Raw genomic sequence first — 24,567 nt, 5'->3', positions numbered from 1 at the left:
CTCAGTCGTCGAACCCCGTCGCCCGGGTCCGCTTCTCCCAGGCGGCGACGTCCTCGCGGACCTGGTCGAGGTGGCCCAGGACGGCGCTCACCCCGTCGTCGCCGAGCGGCAGCCGCAGCGGGGTGTCCTCGGCGTCCAGCGCGGCCAGGATCACGGCCGCCGCCTTGACCGGGTCGCCGGGCTGGCTCCCGTGGCCGCCGGTGACGAAGCCGCGGGTCTCGCCGACCTTGCCGTACGCGCCGGTGTCGGAGCTGGCCCCGGCCCGGCCGGCCTCGAACAGCGAGGTCCGGAACGCGCCCGGCTCCACGATCAGCACCTTGACGCCGTACTCCCGCACCTCGTCGGCGAGCGCCTCCGACAGGCCCTCCAGGGCGAACTTCGTCGCGCTGTACGCCCCGAAGCCCGCGAAGGACATCTGGCCGCCCATACTGCTCATCTGCACGATCGCGCCCGAGCGCCGCTGCCTCATGTGCGGCAGCACCGCCCGCACCAGCGCCGCCGGCCCGAAGAAGTGCAGGTCGAACAGGTCCCGCAGCTCCTCGTCCGTGGTCTCCTCGACGGCGCCGACATGGGTACGGCCCGCGTTGTTGACCAGCACGTCGATCCGCCCGTGCCGGTCCACGACATCCCGGACCGCCGCCTGCGCCGCGCCCACGTCCGTGACGTCCAGCCGCAGCGCCTCCACCTGGTCGGGATGCGCCGCCACCAGGTCGTCCAGGGCCTCGGGCCGCCGGACCGCGCCGACCACCACATCACCGGCGGCGACGGCCGCCTCGGCGATCGCCCGCCCGAAACCGCTGCCCGCCCCGGTCACCAGCCACACCTTGTTCATCACAACTCCCCGGACCTCTCGATGCGTTCAACACGACCAAGGCTGCCGCCGGATGCCGTTGCCCGTCCAAGACCCGCGGTGATAACCATCGGCTATGACCAAGGACGTCCACGCCCGCGATCTGCGCTACTTCGTCGCGGTCGCCGAGGAACTGCACTTCACGCGCGCCGCCGAGAAGCTGTACGTCTCCCAGCCCGCCCTGAGCAAGCAGATCCGGGCACTGGAGCGGCAGTTGGGGGCGGAGCTGTTCCGGCGCGACCAGCACGGGGTGGCGCTGACGCCGGCGGGTGAGGCGCTGCTCCCGCACGCGCGCACCGTGCTGACCGCGTGGGAGGCGGGCGCGGCGGCCGTGGAGGCGGCCAAGGCGGCCCAGCGCAGCACGCTGGTCGTGGGCATGAGCACCAGTCCGGGCCGGGGCGGGCTGCTGCCGGCCGTCCGCTCCCGCTTCACCGCCGCCCACCCCGAGGTCACGGTCCGGCTGCGCCAGATGAGCTGGGACGATCCGACGGCGGGCCTGGCGGACGGCACCGCGGACGTCGCCTTCGTCTGGCTCCCGCTGCCCGACGAGGAGCGCTACGCCTGGACGGTGATCACCGAGGAACCCCGGCTGCTCGCCCTGCCCGACGCGCATCCCCTCGCCGCCCGCCCCGAGGTCGACTTCGCGGACCTGCTGGACGAGCCGTTCCTTGCCCTCCCCGAGAGCGCGGGCCGCCTCCGCGACCACTGGCTCGCCCTCGACGCCCGCGCCGGCCGCCCGCCCCGCATCGGCGCGGAGATCTCCGGCACGGAGGAGACGTACGAGGCCCTGGTCGCAGGCCTCGGCGTCTGCCTGGTGGCCGAGGGCAACGCCCCCCTGATCACCCTGGGCGGGGTCACCACCCGCCGGGTCCGGGGGATCGAACCCAGCCGCTATGCCCTGGCATGGAGGAGAGAGGACGGGGACCGACCCCTGGTGCGGGCGTATGCGGAGGCGTGTCGGGAGACGGTCCGATAGGCGCTACTCGGCAGCCCGCAGAATCCCCTCCACCACCCGTTCCAGCGACCCCGGATGCAGCCACAGAAACAGATTCGGCTCCACCAGCTCCAGCTCCATCAGCCGGGGTTGGCCATCCTCCCCGTCCACAAGGTCCACCCGCGCGTACAGCACCCCGGAACCACCCGGCACCGCACCCAACGCCTTCTGCGCGACGGCGAGTTCGGCATCCGTCGGCTCCCACCGCTCCAGATGCGGATGCGCCACCTTGTCCGCGTCGTACGGCGTCCCCGGCGCCAGGACCGCTCCCTTGCGGCTGGCGTGCAGCAGTCGGCCGCCGAAGAACTGCAGGGCCCGCTCCCCGCTGACGTCGATGCCACGGACGTACGGCTGGACCATCGCCGTGAACCCCTCGGCGTGCATGCGGGCGAGGTGCCGTACCGCCGTCTCGTGCCGGTCGGGGGTGTAGCGGGCGGCGAAGCGGGCGCCCGCGCCCGAGGTCGGCTTGATGACGTACTCGTGGTCGGCGGGCAGGTCGGCCGGCTCGCCCGGGGCTATGTAGCGCGTGGGCACCGTGGGCACGCCGGCCGCCGCCAGTTCGCCGAGGTAGCGCTTGTCGGTGTTCCAGCGCACCACCGGCGCCGGGTTGGCGAGCCGGGTCAGCGCGCCGGCCCGGTCCACCCAGGCCGCGAACTCGGCGGCGCGCCAGCTGTAGTCCCAGGTGGAGCGGATGACCACGAGGTCGTAGGCGCCCCAGTCGGCGTCCGGGTCGTCCCAGTACCGGGCCTCCGCCCCGGCCCCGGCGTCCCGGAGCGCCCGCACCAGCTCCGGCAGGTCGGTGTCCTTGCCGGGCTCGGCGCCGGGGTCGTAGGTGGCGAGGGCGATGCGGGGCACGGCGGCCTCCCTGGCGTACGTCGGTTCGATCGGCACCGAGGCTAACAAGCGGAGGGAACCGGAACAGCGCGGTTGACCTTCACCTTCGGTGAAGCCCCAGCATCGGTGGCGGACGACGAGGAGCGCGAGGTGCTCATGGAGCTGCTGACGATCGGCGCCTTCGCCAGGGCGAGCCGGCTCTCGCCGAAGGCGCTGCGGCTGTACGACGAGCTGGAGTTGCTGCGGCCCGCACGGGTCGACCCGGACACCGGCTACCGGTACTACGCCGTCGAGCAGCTCGGGCAGGCCCGGCTCGTGGCCTGGCTGCGGCGCCTCGGCATGCCGCTGGCCCGGATCCGCGCGGTGTGCGCCCTGGACGCGGCCGGCGCCGCGCGGGAGATACGGGCGTACTGGGCGCGCGTCGAGGCGGAGACGGCCGCCCGGCGGGATCTCGCCGCGTTCCTCGTCGACCAGCTGACCGACCAGTCGAGAAGGGACCACGCCATCATGCTGGAACTGCGTCATTGCGCCCAGTCCGACCGGGGGCTCGTCCGCCCCGCCAACCAGGACACCGTGTACGCGGGCCGCAGGCTGCTCGCCGTGGCCGACGGCTTCGGCCCGGCGGGGGCGCCCGCGAGCAGCGCCGCGGTGCGGGCCCTGCGGTACCTGGACGAGGCGGAGGAACTGCCCGCGGACGGTGTGCTGACCGTGCTGGAGGACGCGGTGCGCTCCGCGGGCGCGGCGGTGTGCGAGGCGGCCGGGGGCACCAACGAGGCCGGCACCACGCTGACCGCGCTGCTGTGGACGGGCGCGAAGCTGGCGCTCGTGCACATCGGGGACTGCCGGGCGTATCTGCTGCGGGACGGGGAGCTGTGCCGGATCACCCAGGACCACCGGGTGGAACCGGAGTCGCTGCTGCTGCTCAAGGCGCTGGCCGGCGGGGCGGATCCGGTGCCGGACGTGCGGTTGCAGGAGGTCCGCGAGGGCGACCGGTATCTGCTGTGCTCCGACGGGCTGACCGAGGCGGTGCCGGAGGCGCGGATACGGCAGGCCCTGGGCGCGTCCCCGGCACCGGGCGAGGCCGTGGCGGCGCTCATCACGGCGGCCAACGAGGCGGGCGGCCCGGACAACGTCAGCTGCGTGGTGGCCGACGTCGTGGCGACGGCCGCCTGAGACAGGGCAGGATGCCATGCCATGGCACTGACCGGCACGGACGCCCACACCGGCGCCGACGGGCTCCCGCCGCTCGTCGCGGACGCCCTCGCCGCCGCCCGCGCCCACCGCTTCCCGCACTCCTGCCGCCCCGAACAGGGCCGCCTGCTGCACGCCTTGGCCGGCGGGGCGACGGCCCGGATCGGGGAGACGGGGACCGGGCTCGGGGTGGGACTCGCCTGGCTGGCCTCGGGCGCGGCGCCGGGAGTGCGGCTGGTCGGCGTGGAGCGGGATCCGGGGCGGGCACGGGCGGCGGCCCGGGTGTTCGCGGGGCGGCCCGAGGTCACCGTGCTCGACGGCGACTGGCGGCGGATCGAGGAGTACGGCCCCTTCGACCTGCTCGTCCTCGACGGGGGCGGGCAGGGCAAGGCGCCCGGGGACCCGCCGGCCGACGTCGAGCGGCTGCTCGTGCCCGGCGGGACGGTGGTGGTGGACGACTTCACCCCGGCGGCCGAGTGGCCGCCCCGGCACGGGGGCGAGGTGGACCGGGCCCGGCTGCACTGGCTGGAGCATCCCGCGCTGCGCGCCACCGAACTGCGGCTCGCGGCGGACTTGAGCACGGTCGTCGGGAGGAGACACCTGGTGTAGGAAGATGCCGGTGGTCCCTGGGGCCGGCCGGTGCCTACGGTGGTCCACGGGGCCGGTGCCGGCCGGGATCCGCCGACAGTGCCGACAGTTAGGAGTGCGCCGCGTGTCCTCCCTCTTTCCCGCTCTGACGGACGGTCCTGGTGACCGCATCGCCCTGCGGTTCGGTGAGCGGTCCTTGACGTACGGCGCGCTGGCCGGGGCCGCCGCTGCGCTCGCCGCCCGGCTGCGCGGCGCCGACCGCGTGGCCGTGTGGGCCGCGAACGAGCTGGAGACCGCCGTCGCCGTGACGGGCGTGCTGCTCGCCGGCGCGGCCGCGGTGCCGCTGAACCCGAAGTCGGGCGGGAAGGAACTCGCGCACATCGTCTCCGACAGCGCACCGGCGCTGGTGCTGGCCGCATCGGGCGCCGAACTCCCCGGTGCCGTCGGGGAGTTGGAGCGGCTGGACGTCGACGCGTCCGCGTCCGGCGCCCTACCCGAGGACACCGCGTCCGACGAGGACCCGGCGCTGGTCGTCTACACCTCCGGCACCACCGGCCCGCCCAAGGGCGCGGTGCTGCCCCGGCGGGCCGTCGCCGCCACCCTGGACGCGCTCGCCGACGCCTGGCGGTGGACGGCGGACGACGTGCTGGTGCACGGGCTGCCGCTGTTCCATGTGCACGGGCTGGTGCTGGGCACGCTCGGGCCGCTGCGGCGCGGCGGCAGCGTCCGGCACCTGGGGCGGTTCGCCACCGAGGGCGTGGCGCGGGAGCTGAACGCGGGCGCGACCATGCTGTTCGGGGTGCCGACGATGTACCACCGCATCGCCGAGGCGCTGCCGCAGGACCCGGAGCTGGCCAAGGCGCTGGCGGGGGCCCGGCTGCTGGTCTCCGGCTCGGCCGCGCTGCCCGTCCACGACCACGAGCGGATCGCGGCGGCGACCGGGCGCCGGGTGATCGAGCGGTACGGCATGACGGAGACCCTCATGAACACCAGCGTGCGGGCCGACGGCGAGCCCCGCGCGGGCACCGTGGGCGTGCCGCTGCCCGGTGTGGAGCTGCGGCTCGTGGAGGAGGACGGCACGCCGATCACGGCGTACGACGGGGAGAGCGTCGGCGAGATCCAGGTGCGCGGCCCGAACCTGTTCACCGGGTATCTGAACCGGCCCGAGGCCACGGCCGCCGCCTTCACCGCCGACGGGTTCTTCCGCACGGGCGACATGGCCGTGCGCGAACCCGACGGATACGTCCGGATCGTCGGGCGCAAGGCCACGGACCTGATCAAGAGCGGCGGGTACAAGATCGGGGCCGGTGAGATCGAGAACGCGCTGCTGGAGCATCCCGGGGTGCGGGAGGCGGCGGTCACCGGGGAGCCGGACGCGGACCTGGGCGAGCGGATCGTGGCCTGGATCGTCCCGGCCGACCCGCAGACGCCCCCCGCCGCGGAGGAGTTGGCGGACCACGTGGCCCGCCGGCTCGCCCCGCACAAGCGCCCCCGCGTCGTCCGCTACCTGGACGCCCTGCCCCGCAACGACATGGGGAAGATCATGAAGCGGGCGCTCGCCGATGCCTGAGCGGCACTCCGCCCGGGAGATCCTGGCCCTCGTCGCGGACGAGTCGACCTTCACCGAACTCCCCGCCCCCATAAGGGAACCGAAGCCGGACGGCCCCCTCGGCTGGCCGGGCTACGACGCCTCGCGGGCCCGCGCCGCCGAGCGCACCGGCGAGGAGGAGTCCGTCGTCTGCGGCACCGCCCGCGTCGACGGCACCCGCGCCGTACTGATCGCGTTCGAGTTCGGCTTCCTCGGCGGCTCCCTGGGCGAGCGCACCGGCGACCGGCTGCAGGCGGCGTACCACCACGCCCGCGCCCACCGGCTCCCGGTCGTGCCGCTGGTCGCCACCGGCGGCAGCCGGATGCAGGAGGGCATGCTCGCCCTCAGCCAGCTCCAGCGGGTGGCCCGCGAGTCGGCGCTCACCCGGGAGGCGGGCCTTCCGCAGATCGCGGTGCTGCGCGACCCCACGACCGGCGGCGGCTGGGCCACCCTCGGCGCCGGAGCCGATGTGATCCTCGCGCTGCCGGACGCCCAGGTCGGCTTCGCGGGCTCCCGGGTCCGGCCGGCCGGCGCGGATCCGGCCGCGTACACGGCTCAGGCGCAGGTGGCGGCGGGCTCGGCGGACGCGGTGGTACCGCCCGGGGAGCTGCGCGAGACCCTCGGCCGGTGGCTGCGGCTGCTCACCACCCCGGCCCAGGAGGCCCCCGCACCGGCCGCCCTCGGCACCCCGGACCTGCCCGCCACCGGGTGGGAGGCGGTCCGCCGCGCCCGCTCCCCCGAACGCCCCCGCGCCCAGGCCTACTTGGACGCCTACTTCAGCCGGACGGTCTCGCTCACCGGTGACCGGTGCGGCGGTGCGGACCCCGACGGCATGCTGTGCGGGTTCGGCGAGCGGGACGGCCGTACGGTGGCCTACGCGGCCCAGACCGGCACGGCGACCCGGCCCGCCGGGTACCGCACGGCCGCCCGGCTGATCCGGCTCGCGGACCGGCTCGACATCCCGGTGCTGACGCTGGTGGACACCCCCGGCGCCGCCAACGACGCCGAGGCGGAGCGGCAGGGGGCCGGGGCCGCGATCGCCGAGGTGTTCCGCGCGGTGGCCTCGGCCCGGGTCCCGCTCACCACGCTCGTCATCGGCGAGGGCGGCTCCGGCGGAGCGCTCGCACTGTCCGCACCGGGCAACACCTGGGCCACGCCGGACAGTTACTTCTCGGTGATCGCCCCGGAACTGGCGGCCGCCATACTCAAACGCCCTGCGGACGAGGTCGAGGCGACCGCCGAACAACTGCGCATCCGGCCGCAGGACCTGCTGGAGCTGGGAGTGATCCGGGGCGTGGTGTCACCCGGCTAGCGCACGGCCGCCCCCCGGATGATCTCCTGCGTCACCGAACCCCCCATGTCGTCGTGGGCGAAGGCCCGCAGCGAAACCGAACTCGCGCCGCGCGGCACCCTCAGCGTGCCGTGCCAGGAGGCGTGGGCGCCGGTCAGCGGGACGGACGTCCAAGTGCCGCCGTCGTCGTACGACACCTCCAGCCGGCCCCCGCCCAGCGTGCCCGTGTCCTGCGCCCCGGCCACGTACGACGCGCTGAGCCCGACCGGGATCCGCGAGCCGCCGCGCACCGCCCCGGAGAGGTCGGTGTCGAGGGCGTACGCGAGGTTGATCAGCGGCAGGTAGGTCCAGCGGTCCTGTGGTGTCGCGGCCGAGCGGAACGTCCACTCGCTGTGCCCCCGGGTGGCCAGCGGCCAGCGTGTCGCGTCGAGCGCGGTATCGGTGACGGCCTTGTAGGTGTGCGCGTCGGCCGGCGCGTCCCACACGTACGCGGCGGAGCCATCGCCCCGGTCGACGAGTGTGCCGTCGAGGTAGACCGCGGTGGTCTGGGTCATGCCGCTGTCGGCGCTCCACACGTCGCCGAACCCGGTGTGGTCCGGCCCGGAGTCGCCCCAGCCGGGGGTGTTCAGCTGGATCTCGTTGCCGGAGCGTTGCTGCCCCCAGCCGAGCCCGGTGCCGAGCCAGGGGTGCCACACCGGCCCGAACCAGTTCAGCACCGGATGCGTACCGCCCTCGTACCGGACGAGGCCGCTGCGTTCCTCCAGGGTGCCGTCGCCGACGGCGACGGACTCGTGCCAGAGCTGGCCGGGCCCGGTGGAGACGTAGTCGGTGCGTTCGGCGGGCAGGTGGATGCGTTCCTGGAAGCCGAGGCCGATCGGGAAGGCGTCGGTGAGGGAGTAGCGGAACTCGCCGCCGTCCGCCGGGCGGCCGGCGTGGAACTTCACGTGCAGGGCGGCCAGTTGACGCTTCCCGGGGGCGTAGGTGAGGTCCCGGTCCGGGATCGCGCCCCGGTGGCCCTCCGACAGGTCGTACACGTACGGCGAGTCGGCGGTGCCGGTCATGTCGACCGTCCGCATCGCACGCAGCCGGGCCGCGTCGGCGGTGTTCACCGTGGCGATCTGCAGCGGCCGGTCGGCGTTGTCGTCGGTGCCCCACCAGGCCATCAGCCGGCCGGGTGCGTCGTCCGTGACGAACAGCGCCCGGGCGCCCGCGTCCTGCGCGGCCCGGGCGAGCGCGGCCGGGTCGGCTCCGTCGGCGAGGTGGGCGAGCACCGCCTTGCCCGAGACCCCGGTGAAGGGACCGTCGCCGACGTCGGCCAGCGGCAGCCGGGTGCGGCCCTCGATCAGCGTGCCGCCCGGCTGCACGGTCGCCTCGCCGATCCCCTCGACCGCCAGCTCCGGCTCGGCCAGCCGCCACACCGTGCGGTACTCGAAGGAGCCCCGGGTGACCCGCGCGGTGGGCGCGGCGAAGACGCTGTCGTAGGTGAGGGGCACCTGGACCGCGCCGAAGAGGTCGGCGCCGTTCGCCTGCCGGTCGTACTCCATGAGGAGCTGGTGGGTCTCGGTGCGCCGGTCCACCTCGGTCCTGACCTCGCGCAGGGTACGGCCGTCGAGGGTGACGTCCTGGTCGTGGTCGAGGGTGATCCCGGGCGCGCTGAGGAAGCCGAGGCCGAGGGAGTCGGCGCCGTGGCTGCCGTGCACGTCGAGGAAGGTGGCGAGGGCGTAGGCGCCGGGCTTGAGGCGCAGCCGGAGCGTCCCGGAGTCGCCGACGTGGGCCTGCTGGGCGTCCTCGTCCGCCGCGAGCCGCTGCACGGTGAGATCGGCCGGTGCCGGCGCGCCCGCGCGGTCCTTGACGTGGACGGTGAGCGTGTACCGCTCGTCCTCCTTGACCAGCCCGAACGCGGTGTGCGCGACGGTGTTCCCGGCCGCGTCCACGGCCACGATCTGCCCGCTGGTCTCGCCGACCGGCGCCTTGGATCCGTCGCCGGTGACCGTGGTGGAGGCGGTGCCGTGGGCCGGGACGGTGAGGGCGGTCGCGGCGAGGGTGGCGACGCCGTCCGGTGCGCCCCGCACGGACAGCTTCAACTCGACCGGCGTGTCGGAGGAGTTGGTGTAGGTGAGGGTGCGGGTGACGGGCTGGTCGGCGTCGTAGGGCCAGCTGTGGAAGCCGAGGTCGGCGCAGCCGGTGGCGGTGACGGACGCGTGCACGGCGTCCGGGACGCTCACCCGGCCCGCGCCCAGCTCGTACACGGAGGCGTCGACTTGCTTCGAGGTGGACATCAGCGCGTCCTTCAGCTGCGCGCCGGTCCAGTCGGGGTGCTGCTGCGCGAGGAGGGCGGCGACTCCGGCGACGTGCGGGGTCGCCATGGACGTGCCGCTCATGGAGGTGTAATAGCCGCTGCCGTCGGTGAGCTGGGAGCGGGCGGCGAGGATGTCGACGCCGGGGGCGGACAGGTCGGGCTTGAGGGCGTTGTCGCCGTAGCGGGGTCCGGCGCTGGTGAAGTAGGCCGCCTGGTCGGCTGAGTCGACGGCGCCGACGGTGAGGGCCGCGTCGGCGGCGCCCGGCGAGCCGATGGAGGAGGGGGCGCCGGTGTTCCCGGCGGCGACGACGAAGAGCGCGCCGGTCTCCTTGGACAGGGTGTCCACGGCCTCGGCCATCGGGTCGGTGCCGTCGCTCGGCTCGGAGGAGCCGAGGCTCATCGAGACGATCCGGGCGTGCACCTCGCGTGCCGCCCACTCCATCCCGGCGATGATCTGGGACTCGCTGCCCGAGCCCTGGTCGTCGAGCACCTTGCCGACGGCGAGGGCGGCCTCGGGCGCGACCCCCTTCTCCGTGCCGCCGGAGGCGGCTCCGCTGCCGCCGACGGTGGAGGTGACGTGGGTGCCGTGCCCGTCGCGGTCCGCGACGTCCTCGCCGTCGACGAAGCTCTTGGTGGTGGTGACCCTGTCCTTGAGATCCGGGTGGCTCAGGTCGACCCCGGTGTCGAGGACGGCGACCGTGACGCCCTTCCCGGTGAGCCCCGCGTCCCAGGCCGCCCGGGTGCCGATCTGAGCGTTGCTCTCGGCCATGTCGGCCTTCACCGTGCCGTCCAGCCACACCTTGGCGACGCCGTCGTGGTGGGTGAACGACCGCCAGAAGGTGCGTCCCTTGCCGGCCTCGACGGCGGCCCCGCGCAGGCTGGGCAGGCTCCTGGTGCGTTCAGCACCGGCCGGGGCGGCGGCCCGCGCGCCCTTGCCGTAGGTCACGATCAGCGGGGTCGCGCCGGCCTCGGCGTCGGTGAGCCCCTGCCGGATCAGCCCGCTGACGTCGAACAGCCGCCGGTCCAGCGTCCCGGCCCGCAGATACGGCAGCGCCTCGTCCGGTACGACGCTGATCCGGCCGTCGCTCTGCTGGGTCCGTACGGCCCCGGTGGCCCCCTCGGGCCGCCGCACGCCGACCGTCTTCTTTCCGTGCCCGAGGTCGGTGACGGTCACCTTGTCGCCGGTGACGAGGGTGACGGTGGTGGCCCTGGCGGCCGGGGCGGGGGCCGGTGAGTGCGGTGCGGGGGTCGCCGCCGCTGCCGGTCCGATCGGGAGCAGGGCGCCCACCAGCCCCACCGCCACCACCCCGGCCGCTCGGCGTGCGACTCCCGAGCCGGGTCTGACCGGCCCGCTGCGTCCGGCTGGTGCTCTGGTCATCCACGCCTCTTCTCGTCGGGTGTGTCTGTCCGAGTGGCTCGCGTGCTGGGACGAGTGTCATGTGCCGCCTGGTGCAGGGGTGTTGACCGTCCACGGCGGAAACGCGCCGTGGCGGCTTCCCGCCAGAGCCGGTGATCCGTGCCGTGCATACCGGAGACACCGTCAGCGCCCGTCCCTCACAATGGAATTGCTGTTGGACCGAGCGCGCGGGGGCGATGAACACCATGGGCAGACTGCTGGAGTTCACCACGGACGACGGCGCCGTGGTCGTCGTGGAGAGCGCGGAGCCCGGGACCGGGACCCGCCTGGTCGGCCGTGGCGACGGCGGCCCGGCGGCCCAGGCGTCCCGCACCTTCGAGGGCGCCCTGGACGGGGTGCGCTCGGCGGCCCAGTCCGCGCTGCGGGTGTTCCGCGACGGCAGCCTGCGACCCGACTCGGTGGAGCTGGAGTTCGGGGTGAAGCTGACCGCGGAGGCCGGCGCGGTCATCGCCAAGGGCGCGGCCGAGGGCCAGCTGGTGGTGCGCCTGGCCTGGTCGGCGCCGCACCCGGCCACCGCACCGCCGGCCGCGCCCGCAGCACCGGCCGGCATCCCGGAGCCGACGACCCGCTCATGACGGCCGCTTCCTGGCATGCCCGGATCGAGTGCCGGGGCATGGTGGCGGGAGCGGGTTTCCTGGTGGGCCCCCGCACGGTGCTGACCTGCGCGCACGTCGTACACCACAGCGAGCCGGGCACACTGACGGTGTCGTTCCCGAACCGGCCGGACGTCACCGCGGTGCCCGCGACCCTGGCCGTGCACGGCGGCTGGGCGGGCGGCGCCACCGACCCCGGCGACCTCGCCGTGCTGGAACTGTCCCGGCAGGTGCCGCAGAGCCCGGCGCGCTTCGCCCCCGTGGACGCCGAACGGGCCCTGCCCGGCGTGGCGCTGGAGGCGTACGGCTTCCCGGACGGGTACGAGGAGGGGCAGCTCGCCTGGTACCGCGCCCGGTCCGCCACGCGCATCGCCGGCGAGTGGGTGCAGCTGGAGGCCGTGACCGGGCACGGGCAGCCGCTGACGCACGGCTTCAGCGGCGCCGCCGCGGCCCTGCCGGACGGGCGGGTGGTCGGCATGGTCGCCCAGATGGCGGGCGAACCCGGGGTGCTGGTCGCGCGGATGCTGCCCACCGGGGTGCTGGCCCGGCACTGGCCGGCGCTGGCCGAGCTGCTGCCGGACGGCGCGGGCGCCGGGGATCCGGCACGGCGGCTGCACGCCCTGGTGGACAGGGCCGAGGACACGGGTCTGGTGTGCTCGGCGGACCAGCTGTTCGTGGACGCCGTCGGCGACTTCGGGCCGCCCCTGCCGCCGGGCGGCTTCCCCTCCCTGCGGGCGGCGGCGGGCTATGTGCAGTGCGAGGTCGCGGAACCCGCCGAGGCGCTCACCCGGTTCGCGGACCGGCTCACGGAACTGCTGGACGGGCCCGCACCGGCCGCGCCCGCGCCCTCCGCCGAGTCCGCGCCGGCCGCGTGGGCGCCGATCCTGATCGAGGTCGACCACAGCGGCGCCGGAGCCGACCAGATCACGGTCGCGGTGTCGGCGTACCGCGACGGACGGCGGCGGCCGGTGGGCACGGCCCGGCTGCCGCGCGCCGGGATGCAGGCGTACATCCAGCGGGGCATCGACCGGGCCTTCGCGGAACTCGCCTTCGGCGCGGACGAGTTGCTGACCTTCACACTGCCCCGCGATCTGCTGAACCTGCCGGTGGCGCACTGGGCGTGCAGCGCCGAGGACCCCACCCCGCTGGGCTGCGCCCACCCCGTGGTCGTCACCGACCGCTCCCGGCACCGCAGCGCCCGGCTGCGCCACCAGCTCGGCAAGAAGTGGCAGAAACTCGCCGCGGGCGGCGCCCCGGTCCTGCACCGCGTGGACTGCGGCACCCCGTCCCTGGGCCTGCGCAAACGGCTGCGCGAGCAGGAGGCGGGGCTGGCCGGGTTCGCCGCCCCGCCCGGCGCCGTACCCGAGCACTTCGAGGCGGGCCTGAACATGCCCGTGCCCGTTCTGCTGTGGCCGCGCGAGGGCTGCCCCGGCGCCGGTGGGCACACCGCGCCGTGCGCCGGTACGGCGTTCCTGGACGCCCTCGCCCCGCGCGTGCAGGGCGTCCCCCCGGCCGAACTGCCCCGGCACGTCCAGCTGTTGCGGGAGGAGGCCGCGGCCGAGGAGGAGGCCGAGCGGCACTGGGCGCGCGACGTCCAGCTGCTGTGGGACGACCCGCGCTGCTTCCCCGAGCCCCCCGCCAGCCTGCACACCCCCGTGGCCTGAGCCACCGAGAGAAGGACCGCCTGCCATGCCCCTGTGGCCCGTGTACACCGGCACGAAGGAGCCGCACGACGGCATCGCCGAGCTGCCCCCGCCGCCGCCCTGGCGCGCCTTCGACGGCGGACCCCCGCTGGACACGCCGGAGGACACCGCCGACTCCGCGGCCACCTCACCGGACCGCACGCACCGCGCGCAGACCTACCGGGCCACCCCGGAGACCGTCGAACTGGTCAACGCGGCGCTGTACCTGCGCCGCCCGCTGCTCGTCACCGGCCCGCCCGGCACCGGCAAGTCCTCGCTGGCCTACGCGGTGGCCCGCGAGCTGAGGCTGGGCCCGGTGCTGCGCTGGAACATCACCAGCCGCAGCACGCTGCACGACGGCCTGTACCAGTACGACCCCCTGTCCCGCCTGTACGCGGCCCGGCAGAGCGCGCCCGGCCCGGCCCCGGAGTCCGGCGTGGAGGACCACCTGCGGCTCGGCCCGCTCGGCACGGCCCTGCTGCCCTACGCCCGCCCCCGGGCGCTGCTCGTCGACGAGATCGACAAGAGCGACCTGGACCTGCCCAACGACCTGCTGAACGTGCTGGAGGAGGGCCAGTACGAGATCCCCGAACTGGTCCGCGCCGCCCGGCACGTGCCGAAGGCCCGGGTGATGGTCGACGGCACCCACGACCGGGTCCCGGTCGAACGCGGCCGGGTCCGCTGCCGCGCCTTCCCGTTCGTCGTGCTGACCAGCAACGGCGAGCGGGAGTTCCCGCCCGCGTTCCTGCGCCGGTGCGTGACGCTGCGGCTGCGGCAGCCGGACGAGGAGCAGCTCGCGGACATCGTCCGCGCCCACTTCGACGGCGAACCGGACGCGTACGCGCAGACGCTGATCAGCCGCTTCCTGTCGCGGGTGGACGGCGGCGACCTGGCCACCGACCAGCTGCTCAACGCGATCTATCTGGCCCGTTCCGCCGATCTGCCCGACGGCTCCCTGGACGGGCTGGCCCGGCGGCTGATGCCCTACCTCGGCGAGGGCCGGCAGCCGGATGCCCACTGACCGTCCCCGGGACCCGCTCGCCCGCCTGGCCGCCGCCCTGGCCGAGGCGGCGGGCGGCCTGCGTCCGACCCCGCTGGAACTGGCCGAAGTGCTGTGGCTGGCACGGCAGATGGAGCCGCAGCCCGCCGAGGAGCCGGAGCCCGATGAGGAGCCGGCCACACCCGCGTCGACCGCCCCACCGCCACCGCCGGAGCCGGAAATACCACCGCACCGGCAGCCGTCCGTGCCGCCGGCCCGTGCGGCCCACCGGCCCCCGCCGCCGGAGCCCGCCCGCGCCGGGCCCGCCGACGAGCCGCGCACCCCGCTGCACCTGCCCGCACCGGCGCCGGGCCCGCCCGGCCCGTACGCCGCGCTGCTCGCGCCCGCACCACCGATGCTGCGCCACCCGCTGGGCCTGCAACGCGCGCTGCGCCCGCTCAAACGGCACACCGACGCGCCCTCGGGTCACCGGCTCGACGAGCACGCCACCGCCGACCGCATCGCCCGCCTCGGCGCGTCCCCCGAGTGGTGGCTGCCGGTGCTGCGCCCCGCCAAGGAGCGCTGGCTGCGCCTGAACCTGGTGCGGGACACGGGTCCGACGATGCCCGTCTGGCTGCCCCTGGTCCGCGAACTGCACGCCGCCGTCGCCCAGTCCGGCGTCTTCCGCACCGTGACCCCGGTCCGGCTCACCCCCGACGGCACGGTCCATCCGGCGGGCACGCACGCCCCGGCCGACGGACGCACCGTGACCCTCGTGATCAGCGACTGCATGGGCCCGCAGTGGCGGCCCGGTCCGGCGGGCGACCGGTGGGAGGCGACCCTGCGCCGCTGGTGCCGCCGGATGCCCGTCGCCGTCGTACAGCCGCTGCCCGAGCATCTGTGGCGGGACACCGCCCTGCCGGCCGTGGCGGGCGTGCTGACCGCGCCGTTCCCGGCGGCTCCGGCGGCGGCGCTCGCGTTCACGCCGTACGACGGCGATCCGGCGCGCTTCGCGGGGCCGGGCGCGGTCCCGCTGCCCGTCCTGGAGGCCGCCCCGCGCTGGCTGGCGAACTGGGCGGCCCTGCTGGCATCGGCCGGCGGCAGCGGATTCCCCGGCTCGGCGGCGCCGCTGGGCGACCACCCGGACCCCGGCAGCCGTACCGACCTCGGCCGGCTCTCCGCCGAGGAACTGGTCCTGCGGTTCCGCGGCACGTCCTCCCCGGAGGCGGTCCGGCTGGCCGGCCATCTGGCCGTCGGCCGCCCCGACCTGCCGGTGATGCGGCTGGTGCAGCGCGCGGTCGAGCCCGACCCGCGCCCGCAGCACCTGGCCGAGGTCATCCTCAGCGGCCTGCTCACCACCGCCCCCGGACCGCCGGGCAGCTACGCCTTCCGGCCCGGCGTACGGGACCTGCTGCTGCGCGGCCTGCCCCGCTCGTCCCGCAACCGCACGACCGACCTGCTCGCCCGCACCGGCGGGCTGATCGAGGAGCGGGCCGGGGCGGCCCCCGGCGAGTTCCGCGCGGTGACCCCCACGCCGGGCGCCCATGGCGGTGCCGCACCGGACGGGGAGCCGTTCGCCACGGTACGACGGGACAGCCTGCGCCGGCTGACCGGGAGCGGCCCGCTGCCGATGCCCGCGGGGCTCGGCGGCCGGTACCGGCTGCTGCGGCGGATGAGCCCGAGCGGCTCCCTGTGGCTGGCGCAGGACGAGGAGGCCGGCCGGAGGGTGGTGCTGCGGCTGCACCGGCCGCTCACCGACCCCGAACGGCGGGCGGCCTTCCTGCGGGAGACGGAGGCCCTCAAGGCCCTGGACCACCCGAACGTGGTCACCGTCCACGACTTCGGCATCGCGGACGACATCCCGTACGTCGTGATGGAACACCTGGACGGCATCCCGCTGAACGCCCTGGCGGCGCCGAACGGCTACCACCTGCCGGCCCCGCTGACGATGTCCGTCGGCACGCAGCTGATGCGCGGTCTGCGGGCCGCGCACCGCCGCTGGGTCCGGCACGGCGCGGTCAGCATGTCCCGGGTGGTGCTCCTGCCCGACGGCACGGTCAAACTCACCCTCTTCGAGCCCGGGTTGCCCGCGAACGTGCCGCGCGACGAGGACCTGCGGGCGCTGGGCGCGATGATGCTGCACCTGGCCACCGGCAGCGCGCGGGCCGATGCGCGGACACCGCTGCGCCATCTCCCCGAGTCGGTACGCCGGCAGTACGCGGAGGCGCTCTCCCTCCTGATGTCCACGTCGCTCCGGCAAGCAGGCGTGCCCACCCTTCTGGACGAGCAACTGGTGCACCACGCCCGGGTGACGTACACCCCGCGCTCCTACGTCCTGCTGGGGCCGGTGACCGTCGACGTACCGGATCGCCCGGCGGACCTCGCGCCGCCGGCCCGCGCGCTGCTCGCCATGCTGCTGCTCCGGCACGGCCGCACGGTGACGCACGACGAGCTGCGGGCCGGCCTGTGGAGCCCGGCGGAGGAACCGAGGGACGCGATGGCGGCGCTGGGCCGGCTGGCCTCGGCGCTGCGCGAGGCCCTGGGTCCCGGCGCGCTGGCCACGCTCCCCGACGGCTACGCCCTGCACACCAGCGCCGACCAGGTGGACCTGCTGCGCTCCGAGGAGCTGCGGCGCCAGGCCACCGAGCTGGCCGAGGGCGGCAGCCTGGAGCCCGCCCGGGACCGGCTGGACGAGGCGCTGCGGCTGTGGCGCGGTCCGGGCCTGGTCGCCGGCGTGCCGGGCCCGGCCGCCCGTACCGCCCGCACCCGGCTCCTCCAGCTGGAGCTCGCCCTGTACCGGCAGCGGGCCGAACTGGACCTGGAGATGGGGGAGTTCGAGCGCGTGGCGAGAGACCTCGGCGAACTCCTGCACGCGTACCCGGCCCGTGCGGACTACCGCCGCCTGCTGCTGCTCGCGCTGCAACGGCTCGGCCGTACCGAGGAGGCCCTGGAGGTGTTCGAGGAGTACGAGGAGTCCGGCGGCGACGATCCCGTGCTGCTGGCGCTGGGCCACGAACTGCGCCGCGACCACGCCGACGACACCCGGTCGGCGGACCCGGAACAGCTCCCCGAGAACCCCCCGTCCGGCGCCTTCACCCGGGGCCCCGACGACCTTCCCCTGGGCTCCTTTCCCACCGAGGACGACCTGCCCTCACTGCTGTACGGCCCCGAGGAGACACCGCAGGACGGGTCCCTGCCGCAGGACGACGCCCCGGAGAGCCTGTTCGCGGCGGAGGACGGGCCGCCGTATGAGGACGTGCCCGCGGCGAGGCGCGGGACGTCGTCGGCTCCGGCCTTCCCGCTCGTGGCCCGCTTCGAGCTCGCGGACGGCGCCGGGGACCCGGACGACCGGCCGGCCCTGGGCCGCGCGGTGGTGCGGCTGCTGCTGGCCGCCGGACTGGGCCCGGCCGACTACCGGCTGCGGGCCGGGGAGCGCGGGTACACGGTCCTGCTGCCCGACGGGGAGCCGGGACTGCGCATGCTCTCCGTCGCCCTGCGGGATCTCCCGGACCGCATGGCCGAGACGGGCGGACTGCGCTGGCGGGTCACGTTCCGGCGGCAGGAGGACGGCGACGGCCGGGAAGGCGCGCGGGGGCTGGAGTCGTCCGGCGCCCAGGGCGTCGTCGTGGTGTCCGACCCGCTCCGCACCGAACTGGCCGAGCGCGGCCACGAGCCCGCGCGGCTGCTGCCGCTGACTCCCGGGGCGCCCACCGACGGCTGGTACGTCCTGGTGGACGCACCGGACCCCGCCACCGTCGAACCCGTCCAGGGGCCGTTCCGCCAGCCCGCCGGGGTGACGCTGCCGGGCACCCGGCGGACAAGAACCCTCGTCTTCGCGGCGCACGTCCGCGGGTTCACCCTCGACCGCCCCAGCGGTGACGTGTACTACTACGAGGTGGACCGCACCGAGCGCCGGCTGGCCCTGAACGAACCGGGTCCGGAGGTCAACGGCACGTCCGTCTTCACCCTCACCGGAGAGGCGGTCTGGCGGATCGAGGACCCGGTCCGTGCCCTGTCGGCCCTGGCCGGCCGCCTCCCCTCCACCGTCGTCGCCGAGCATGTGCGCACCTGCCTGCGCACGGTGTCCTCCCTCTACCCGCCGAGCCTGGCCGCCGAGGCCGGCAGCCGGCTGGAGACGGAGGTGCGCGAGCATGCCCCGTCCGGCTACGCGGTCCACTGGCGGGGCTCCCTCGCCCCGACCCTCGCCTCCCTGACGCCCCCGCCCCTCGCGGGGGTCGACGGGGAACTCGCCGAGGCCCTCCGCTCGGCCACCGCCGTGCTCCTGGGCTTCGACGGCGTGCTGACCCGGCTCCACGCCGACCGGCGCACGGGAGAGACGACGGCCGCGCAGCAGGCCACCCGGCGCCTGGCCCTGCGCTACGGACGCGCCGGTCGTCCCCCGCTCGACCTGCTCCGGGAGCGGGCCGGGGAGGACTCCGTCGCCGAACTCGCCCGCGAGCTGACGGCGGTGGAGACGGCCGCCGCCCGCGAGGCGGAGCCGGTGCCCAACGCCGACCTGCTGGTGCGCACGCTGGCCGGCAAGGGACTGCCCCTGGGCCTGGTCACCGACTGCGCCACGGAGGCGGTGACCACGTATCTGGAACGGCGCCGGCTGACGGACTGCCTCATCGGCGGAGTGCACGGACGCGGCGACCTCGGCCGCCCGCTGATGCCCGATCCGCACCGGCTCCAGCGGGCCGCCGGCCGGCTCGGGGTCCGGCCGGACCGGTGCCTGATGATCGGCGCCGACGACAACGAACGGGCGGCGGCGCTGGCGGCCGGCATGCCGTTCGTGCACGTGGTCGCCGAAGACCTCCGCCCGCTCGGCTCCCACCGGCTGACGAGCCCCGGCCTTCTACCTCTCCTGCGCGCCGCACAGAGCCTGTGACACGCCCGGGGCCGCGAAGTACCCCCGTTCGGCGGCACCCCGCCCGGCCCCCTCCAGAAGGCGCCCGCCCCCGGGCCCCGCGCACGATGCAGGGAGAGGAGGACACCCGCCGACCGGGCGGGCGCCCACGCCCCGCGCACTCGGGAGGATCCGCCGTGACCGTCAGTCTGGAGCAGTTGCGCCGCTGCCACTTCGCCGTCGACCTGGGCGCGGCCCGTACCCGGGTGTATGTGAAGGGCGCCGGGCTCGTCGTCGACCAGCCCTCCGTCGCCGCCGTGAACACCCGGACCGGCGCGCTCATCGCGGTGGGCGAGTTCGCGGAGCAGATGACGGGGCGGACGCCGTCCTACATCCGGGTCGTACGGCCCATCTCCGGCGGCACGGTGGTGGACATCGAGATGGCCCAGCGCATGCTGCGGCAGCTGATCGGCGACAAGACGCGCCGTCAGCTGCGCCGCAATCTCCGGCTGCGCGCGGCGGCCTGCACCCCGCACGACGCCGATCCGCTGGCCCAGCGGGCGACCATAGAGACGCTGGTGGGGCTGGGTGCCAAGCGGGTGGAGCTGGTGGACACGCTGATCGCGGCGGCCGTCGGCTGCGGGCTGCCCGTGGAGCGCCCCGAGGCCACCATGATCATGGTGTGCGGGGCCGCCGCCACCCAGGTGGCCGTCCTCTCCCTCGGCTCCATCGTCACCGCCGAGCGGATTCCGGTGGGCGGCGAGGCCGTCGACCACGCGATCGTGCAGCTTCTGCGGCACGAGCACGAGCTGATGCTGCCCAGCCAGGCGGTACGGCCGCTGCAGGTCGCCCTGTCGGGCAACGGGCTGACCGCGCAGGGCCCGGAGATGACCGAGATCCACGGCCGGGACGTGGCCACCGGGCTCGCGCGCAGCGTGCAGGTCGACACCGCCACCGTGCGCGACGCGATCCAGACCCCGCTGACCGCGGTCCTCGACGGCATCGGCAAGGTGCTGCGCGAGTGCCCGCCCGACCTGGTCGCCGACCTCGCCGACCGGGGGATCATGATGGTCGGCGGTTCGGCGCTGCTGCCCGGCTTCGACCAGATGCTGCGGGAGGCCACCGGCATGCCGGTGCACATCGCCGAGCGTCCCGACGTCTGCGCGGCCCAGGGCCTCGGCGCGATGCTGGAGGGCCGCATCGAGCCGCTGGTCCTCAACCCCCTGGCGGCCTAGCCGGGGTCACAGGGCCACGTAGCACCGGATGGTCGTCCCGCCGTCCCCGGCGTGGATCCGGACCAGGTCCGCCACCAGGTTGACCAGCAGCAGTCCCCGCCCGCCCGCCTGGTCCGGAGGGGCGGGGCAGCGGCCGGCCAGGGGGTCGGCGAGCTTGCCCCGGTCACGGACCTCGCACAGCACATGCCCGGCCTCGGCCCACACCGTGACCTCCCCGGAACCGCCGCCGTGGACCACGCTGTTGGTGGTCAGCTCCGCGGTGATCAATGACAGGTTCTCCAGAGCCCTCCCGGCCAGGCCCAGCCGTTCCCCGTGCCCGGTGACCAGGTGCCGTACGACGGGCAGGCCGTCCTCGTCGAAGGCGGCGGTGAGCACGCCCGGTCCGGCGCCGGGGGCGGGCGGCAGCGGCGCGTTGTACCGGGCGACGACGTCCTCGGGGTCGTAGGCCTCGCTGCCCCGCTGCGGGCCGGGGCCCGCGGGGATGACGACCGGGTGGGTGGCGTGGGCGTCGGCGAGGGCGCGCTCGTCCAGACCGGAGGTGTCGTACGGGCACAGGATGGTGACCTCGCGGCCCTGGAAGGCGGCGTTGATCAGCGCCTCGTGCTGGGCGCAGGCCGGGTACTCGGCGGGGCTGCGGCCGGCCCAGATGGGCTCGCCGATGATGTGGACGCGCCGGCCGGGCGGCTGGGCGTCGGCGAAGGCGCGCAGCACGCCGGGGATGATCCGGCCGGGATTGCGCCCGGCCTCCCGCATGTCCAGGAACCGTACGGCCTCGCCGTCGGCCCCGAGCGCGTCCCGGATCAGCCGCAGGTTCTCCCCCGGCACGGCGACCGCGACGGGCGCGCCGGCCGCCAGCGCCTCGCGCACGAAGGGCACGGTCCCGGCCAGGTACTCCTCCACGTCGCCGTAGAACAGCGCCGGATGCACGAAGGGCCCGGCCGCCCCGGCGAACGCGCCGGTCGTCTCACTCATGCCACCGACGCCCCGATCCCCGGACGTCCGCACCGGAACGGCTGCGGCAGGCGCGGCGGAGCGGCCGGGAGGACGCACCTTCGGCCGTACACCGCGGCCGTGCGTCAGTCCCGGCTCCTCTCCCCTGTTCTCCCGCTAACACGAAGGAAGGTGTGCCCCGAATGTCGCTCGTCTCACTTCTCCGGTACGGCAACCGGGCGCGGCGAGCACAGCCGTACCGGAACGGACGCACGGACACCCTCGCCGGGACCCCGGGCGCGCTCCCGGCGGACGTCACCCGGCTCGAGCTGAATCTGACGGGTCTGACCTTCATTTCCCACACCAGGCTCCGCCGGGTGGCGGAGGTGATCACGACGGGCGCGACCCCGGGCGGCCCCGCCTTCCCGGACGAGCTGCGCACCGACGGCACGGAGTGGATCCGGAGGGTTCGCGCCGGGCGCTCAGTACGGCAGGATGCGTCCGGACGGAGTCCTGCGGTCGATCTCCTGCCCGCGCGGGGCGGCGGGGCGCCGGCTGACGCGTACCCGGATGCGACGGTCCATGACGCCCTCCCTCTGCCGAAACGGCCCGGCGATCGACGCCGGTAGGAGGTCCGTGCCCAGGACGCGGGCCGTTCAAGCATGTACGGGTCAACCAGACACCCGCATCCCGCTCTCGGCGAACACGGCCGCCGGGCCGCGACCGGGGGCGTACCGACCGAAGCGACCACGAGACGGAGACCGCTCCGGGCACGCCCGACGTGCGCGCTCTCCACCCACTCGAAGTCGGCGGCGACGCGCGCGACTTCGACCAGTTGGGTCCCGGAGCGCCCATCCGCCAGGAGCCTGAAGCCATGTCGAACAGGGGACGGAGAAGAGGAGTCACCCCCTGCGCCGGACGGCGGTCGATGCGCCGCGCGGGCGGCACACGCCCGGCTGCCTCCGGCTCATGGTCCGAGAGGGTGAACGAGGAACGCCGCCTCGGCGTGGCGGCCCCCGTCTCGCAGTCCCGCAGGTGACATCGTTTCTGCACCTGCGGCGCCTGGTGGGGCGGGTGGGACTCGAACCCACGGCCGACGGATTATGAGACCTTTTCTGATCTTCCGATCAGTCTTCGCTCTTGCCTCAACTTTCCGATAACCGCAGGTAAGAGGCTCTTCGTGGTTCTTGCTCCGCGCCGGCCGTCCTGATCCTTCCGAATCCTTCCGTCCACTGCGTGTCCACTGGGAGTCCACCGGCGCCGGTCCTCACATCGGCTACAGGCGGCGTGGGAAGCCGTTCTCGCAGGTCGAGGTCTTCGGCAGAAGGGGAGTTGAACTACATCCCAGCGGACTGCCTTACCGGCGCAGCAGCCGCGCCTTCTTCGCCCATGGGTGGAACCGCGGGGCGGTGCGACGTGTTATCCAAATTCACGTGATCGACGGGCGCACGTTTTTCGTCACGTCGACGCGTCGACACGAGCGACTTCGGCGTTCCGGTTTCACAGGAAGTACACAGTCATCATGCATGCGCGTGGATTCCAGGCGGGCCACATGGTTTCGGTCTACCTCGCAGCAGACCCTTGCTGCTGATGGTGACTGTGCGTCTACAGTGCTCCCGTGTGATCCCGAAGGTCCAGACCAGGCTGCACGGATACACATGACCATGCACGGGGGAGACAAGACAGCACAACAGCTTCAGCATGCGCCTCCCCGTGCCGCTCAACCTTCACGAGGGGGAATTCCTTTGGGCGCATACGAGCCTCCGCCGCCGCCCTGACCGCCGGCGCTGCCTGCGCCGCGCTTCTCGCGGGGGCGTCGTCCGCTTACGCCGGAACCTCGTACGAAAGCGACATCTGCTCGTCGTCCGGCAACAAGTACTGCTTCCGTCTTCACTTCAACTCGCGGTCGTCGCAAACGTGGGTGTCGCACGGTTCGTGCTTCCTGGCCAACGTGTCCGTTCCGAACGCGTGGGGCTACTCGCCGAACCAGGCCAGCGTGGTCCGCTACGTCTTCGACTACCACTCGAACGCCTGCTACGACGACGACAAGGGCTACAAGCAGGGCATTTACCACAACGCGGCATCCGGTTCCAACGACGACCCGTCGCACTCGTACAACGTGTACTCCAGCACCAACTACTCGGGGTCCACGACATACTTCCCCCGCAAGGACGGCATCGCTCACAACCTCGCATCCAACGTGAAGAACAAGAACGAATCGCAGCGGAGGAACTGACGTGCTTGCCAAGTCCATGCGGGTGGCGGCCGCTGCCGCCGCGTGCGCCACCATTGCCACCGCCGCCTACGCCGCCACGCACAACGGCCAGGGAAACGGCCGCACCACGGCCCAGTCGGCGGCGAGCCGCCCAAGAGCCGAGGCAGCTCCACGTCTCGCACAGCCACAGCGGGTGCCCCAGCACGGACTCGTGAAGGGCATGAGGCTGCCGGTCGAGGACTACATGCTCTCCAACGCTGACACCGCCCAGATCGAGGACGCCCGCGCAGCGGTCGAGTCCGCATGCATGCAGCAACACGGTTTCACCTTCAACCCGCCATCCGCCCGCGACACCATCCCGGTCGGCTTTGACGAGGCCAACATGGAACGCCGCTACGGCCTCGCCGACGACGCGGTCGCCCGCACACACGGCTACCAACTCCCCGACGCGACAGACCCTTCCCAGGAGCAGGCCGAATCGGACGCAGAGGAGAAAGCGGAAAACCGCACCGACGCGTGGGACAAGACCCTCGACGAAGTGTGCATCCCCGAGGCGAACAAGAAGATCGGCATCATCAACCCCACCGACCCGGCCGGTGAGCTGTCCGCCCAGTCGTTCGAAGCGACGAAGACGCAGGCGCCGGTGACGAAGGCACTCGCCGCATGGTCGTCCTGCATGAACCGGGCGGGACACAGCCTGCGTTCCCCCCTCGACGCCCCCGCCGCCTTCCCGCCCGCTGCCGCCGCCGGCCATACCGTTTCCAAGCCCTCACAGGCAGAGGTGCAGACCGCCACAGTGGACGTCACCTGCAAGAAGAGCAGCCGTCTCGTGGCGGTCTGGTACAAGGCGGAAGTCGCCTACCAGACCAAGCAGATCGCCGCCCACAAGGAACAGCTCCAGGCGCAGAAGGCCCGCAACACCAAGCTGGTAGACAACGCTCGTGCCGTTCTCGCCACGTCAGGCAACCAGTAACGGGGTTCCAGCCCCTGTAGACGACCGGCGTGACCCCGCGTACCTCCCCCGGGCCCGGGGCG

The 24,567-nt window shown here is 74.5% G+C and carries 16 protein-coding genes; 12 read left to right on the top strand and 4 right to left on the bottom strand.

The window, feature by feature from the left end; translation table 11 throughout:
- Position 1 precedes the first annotated feature (1 nt).
- The gene (locus AB0950_RS04870; protein ID WP_360570974.1) at positions 2–832 is read right to left on the bottom strand and encodes an oxidoreductase; all 831 of its coding nucleotides are present in this window, start codon (positions 830–832) and stop codon (positions 2–4) included.
- A 94-nt stretch (positions 833–926) separates the two neighbouring features.
- Here AB0950_RS04870 and AB0950_RS04865 point away from each other — a divergent pair, with 94 nt between their 5' ends.
- Complete coding sequence (locus AB0950_RS04865) at positions 927–1,826, top strand: LysR family transcriptional regulator (RefSeq protein WP_366777808.1); 900 nt, start codon at positions 927–929, stop codon at positions 1,824–1,826.
- Between the two features lie 3 nt (positions 1,827–1,829).
- On the opposite strand, the gene AB0950_RS04860 is transcribed toward AB0950_RS04865, so the two are convergent.
- Positions 1,830–2,699 (bottom strand): hypothetical protein, encoded by an 870-nt coding sequence (locus AB0950_RS04860; protein WP_360144087.1) that lies wholly within the window; start codon positions 2,697–2,699, stop codon positions 1,830–1,832.
- 135 nt (positions 2,700–2,834) lie between these two features.
- Here AB0950_RS04860 and AB0950_RS04855 point away from each other — a divergent pair, with 135 nt between their 5' ends.
- From AB0950_RS04855 to AB0950_RS04840, 4 genes are all read left to right on the top strand, one after another.
- On the top strand, positions 2,835–3,851 hold the full coding sequence (locus AB0950_RS04855; RefSeq protein WP_366777928.1) for a MerR family transcriptional regulator: 1,017 nt from the start codon (positions 2,835–2,837) through the stop codon (positions 3,849–3,851).
- A 21-nt stretch (positions 3,852–3,872) separates the two neighbouring features.
- Positions 3,873–4,478: a class I SAM-dependent methyltransferase gene (locus tag AB0950_RS04850; RefSeq protein WP_366777807.1), complete on the top strand. Its 606-nt coding sequence runs from the start codon at positions 3,873–3,875 to the stop codon at positions 4,476–4,478.
- A 103-nt stretch (positions 4,479–4,581) separates the two neighbouring features.
- On the top strand, positions 4,582–6,027 hold the full coding sequence (locus tag AB0950_RS04845; RefSeq protein ID WP_366777806.1) for an acyl-CoA synthetase: 1,446 nt from the start codon (positions 4,582–4,584) through the stop codon (positions 6,025–6,027).
- Complete coding sequence (locus tag AB0950_RS04840; RefSeq protein ID WP_360570966.1) at positions 6,020–7,357, top strand: carboxyl transferase domain-containing protein; 1,338 nt, start codon at positions 6,020–6,022, stop codon at positions 7,355–7,357. The genes AB0950_RS04845 and AB0950_RS04840 overlap by 8 nt, the downstream gene beginning before the upstream one ends.
- Here AB0950_RS04840 and AB0950_RS04835 read toward each other — a convergent pair.
- Positions 7,354–11,013, bottom strand: a complete 3,660-nt coding sequence (locus AB0950_RS04835; protein ID WP_366777805.1) for a S8 family serine peptidase — start codon at positions 11,011–11,013, stop codon at positions 7,354–7,356. The genes AB0950_RS04840 and AB0950_RS04835 overlap by 4 nt on opposite strands.
- 224 nt (positions 11,014–11,237) lie before the next feature.
- Between AB0950_RS04835 and AB0950_RS04830 the strand changes: the two genes are divergently transcribed.
- The 5 genes from AB0950_RS04830 to AB0950_RS04810 all read left to right on the top strand — a co-directional run bounded on the left by AB0950_RS04830 (position 11,238) and on the right by AB0950_RS04810 (position 20,387).
- Complete coding sequence (locus tag AB0950_RS04830) at positions 11,238–11,627, top strand: CU044_2847 family protein (protein ID WP_360144102.1); 390 nt, start codon at positions 11,238–11,240, stop codon at positions 11,625–11,627.
- Entirely contained in the window at positions 11,624–13,309 is a 1,686-nt protein-coding gene (locus AB0950_RS04825; RefSeq protein WP_366777804.1) for a trypsin-like peptidase domain-containing protein, read from the top strand. The genes AB0950_RS04830 and AB0950_RS04825 overlap by 4 nt, the downstream gene beginning before the upstream one ends.
- Positions 13,310–13,334: 25 nt before the next feature.
- Positions 13,335–14,348, top strand: a complete 1,014-nt coding sequence (locus tag AB0950_RS04820; protein WP_360570962.1) for a MoxR family ATPase — start codon at positions 13,335–13,337, stop codon at positions 14,346–14,348.
- Positions 14,338–19,194 (top strand): SAV_2336 N-terminal domain-related protein, encoded by a 4,857-nt coding sequence (locus AB0950_RS04815; RefSeq protein ID WP_366777803.1) that lies wholly within the window; start codon positions 14,338–14,340, stop codon positions 19,192–19,194. The genes AB0950_RS04820 and AB0950_RS04815 overlap by 11 nt, the downstream gene beginning before the upstream one ends.
- 155 nt (positions 19,195–19,349) lie before the next feature.
- Positions 19,350–20,387: a rod shape-determining protein gene (locus AB0950_RS04810; protein WP_360144114.1), complete on the top strand. Its 1,038-nt coding sequence runs from the start codon at positions 19,350–19,352 to the stop codon at positions 20,385–20,387.
- Between the two features lie 6 nt (positions 20,388–20,393).
- On the opposite strand, the gene AB0950_RS04805 is transcribed toward AB0950_RS04810, so the two are convergent.
- Complete coding sequence (locus AB0950_RS04805) at positions 20,394–21,359, bottom strand: anti-sigma factor RsbA family regulatory protein (RefSeq protein ID WP_360144117.1); 966 nt, start codon at positions 21,357–21,359, stop codon at positions 20,394–20,396.
- Between the two features lie 1,909 nt (positions 21,360–23,268).
- Between AB0950_RS04805 and AB0950_RS04800 the strand changes: the two genes are divergently transcribed.
- Together AB0950_RS04800 and AB0950_RS04795 are read left to right on the top strand one after the other, a co-directional pair.
- Positions 23,269–23,553, top strand: a complete 285-nt coding sequence (locus AB0950_RS04800) for a hypothetical protein (RefSeq protein WP_366777802.1) — start codon at positions 23,269–23,271, stop codon at positions 23,551–23,553.
- Position 23,554: 1 nt separating this feature from the next.
- Positions 23,555–24,505: a hypothetical protein gene (locus tag AB0950_RS04795; protein ID WP_366777801.1), complete on the top strand. Its 951-nt coding sequence runs from the start codon at positions 23,555–23,557 to the stop codon at positions 24,503–24,505.
- Positions 24,506–24,567 lie beyond the last annotated feature (62 nt).

The sequence above is a fragment of the Streptomyces sp. NPDC007189 genome (genome assembly GCF_040703635.1).
In the GTDB taxonomy this organism is placed as follows: Bacteria; Actinomycetota; Actinomycetes; order Streptomycetales; family Streptomycetaceae; genus Streptomyces.
This window is presented reverse-complemented; position numbering and strand designations above follow the sequence as displayed.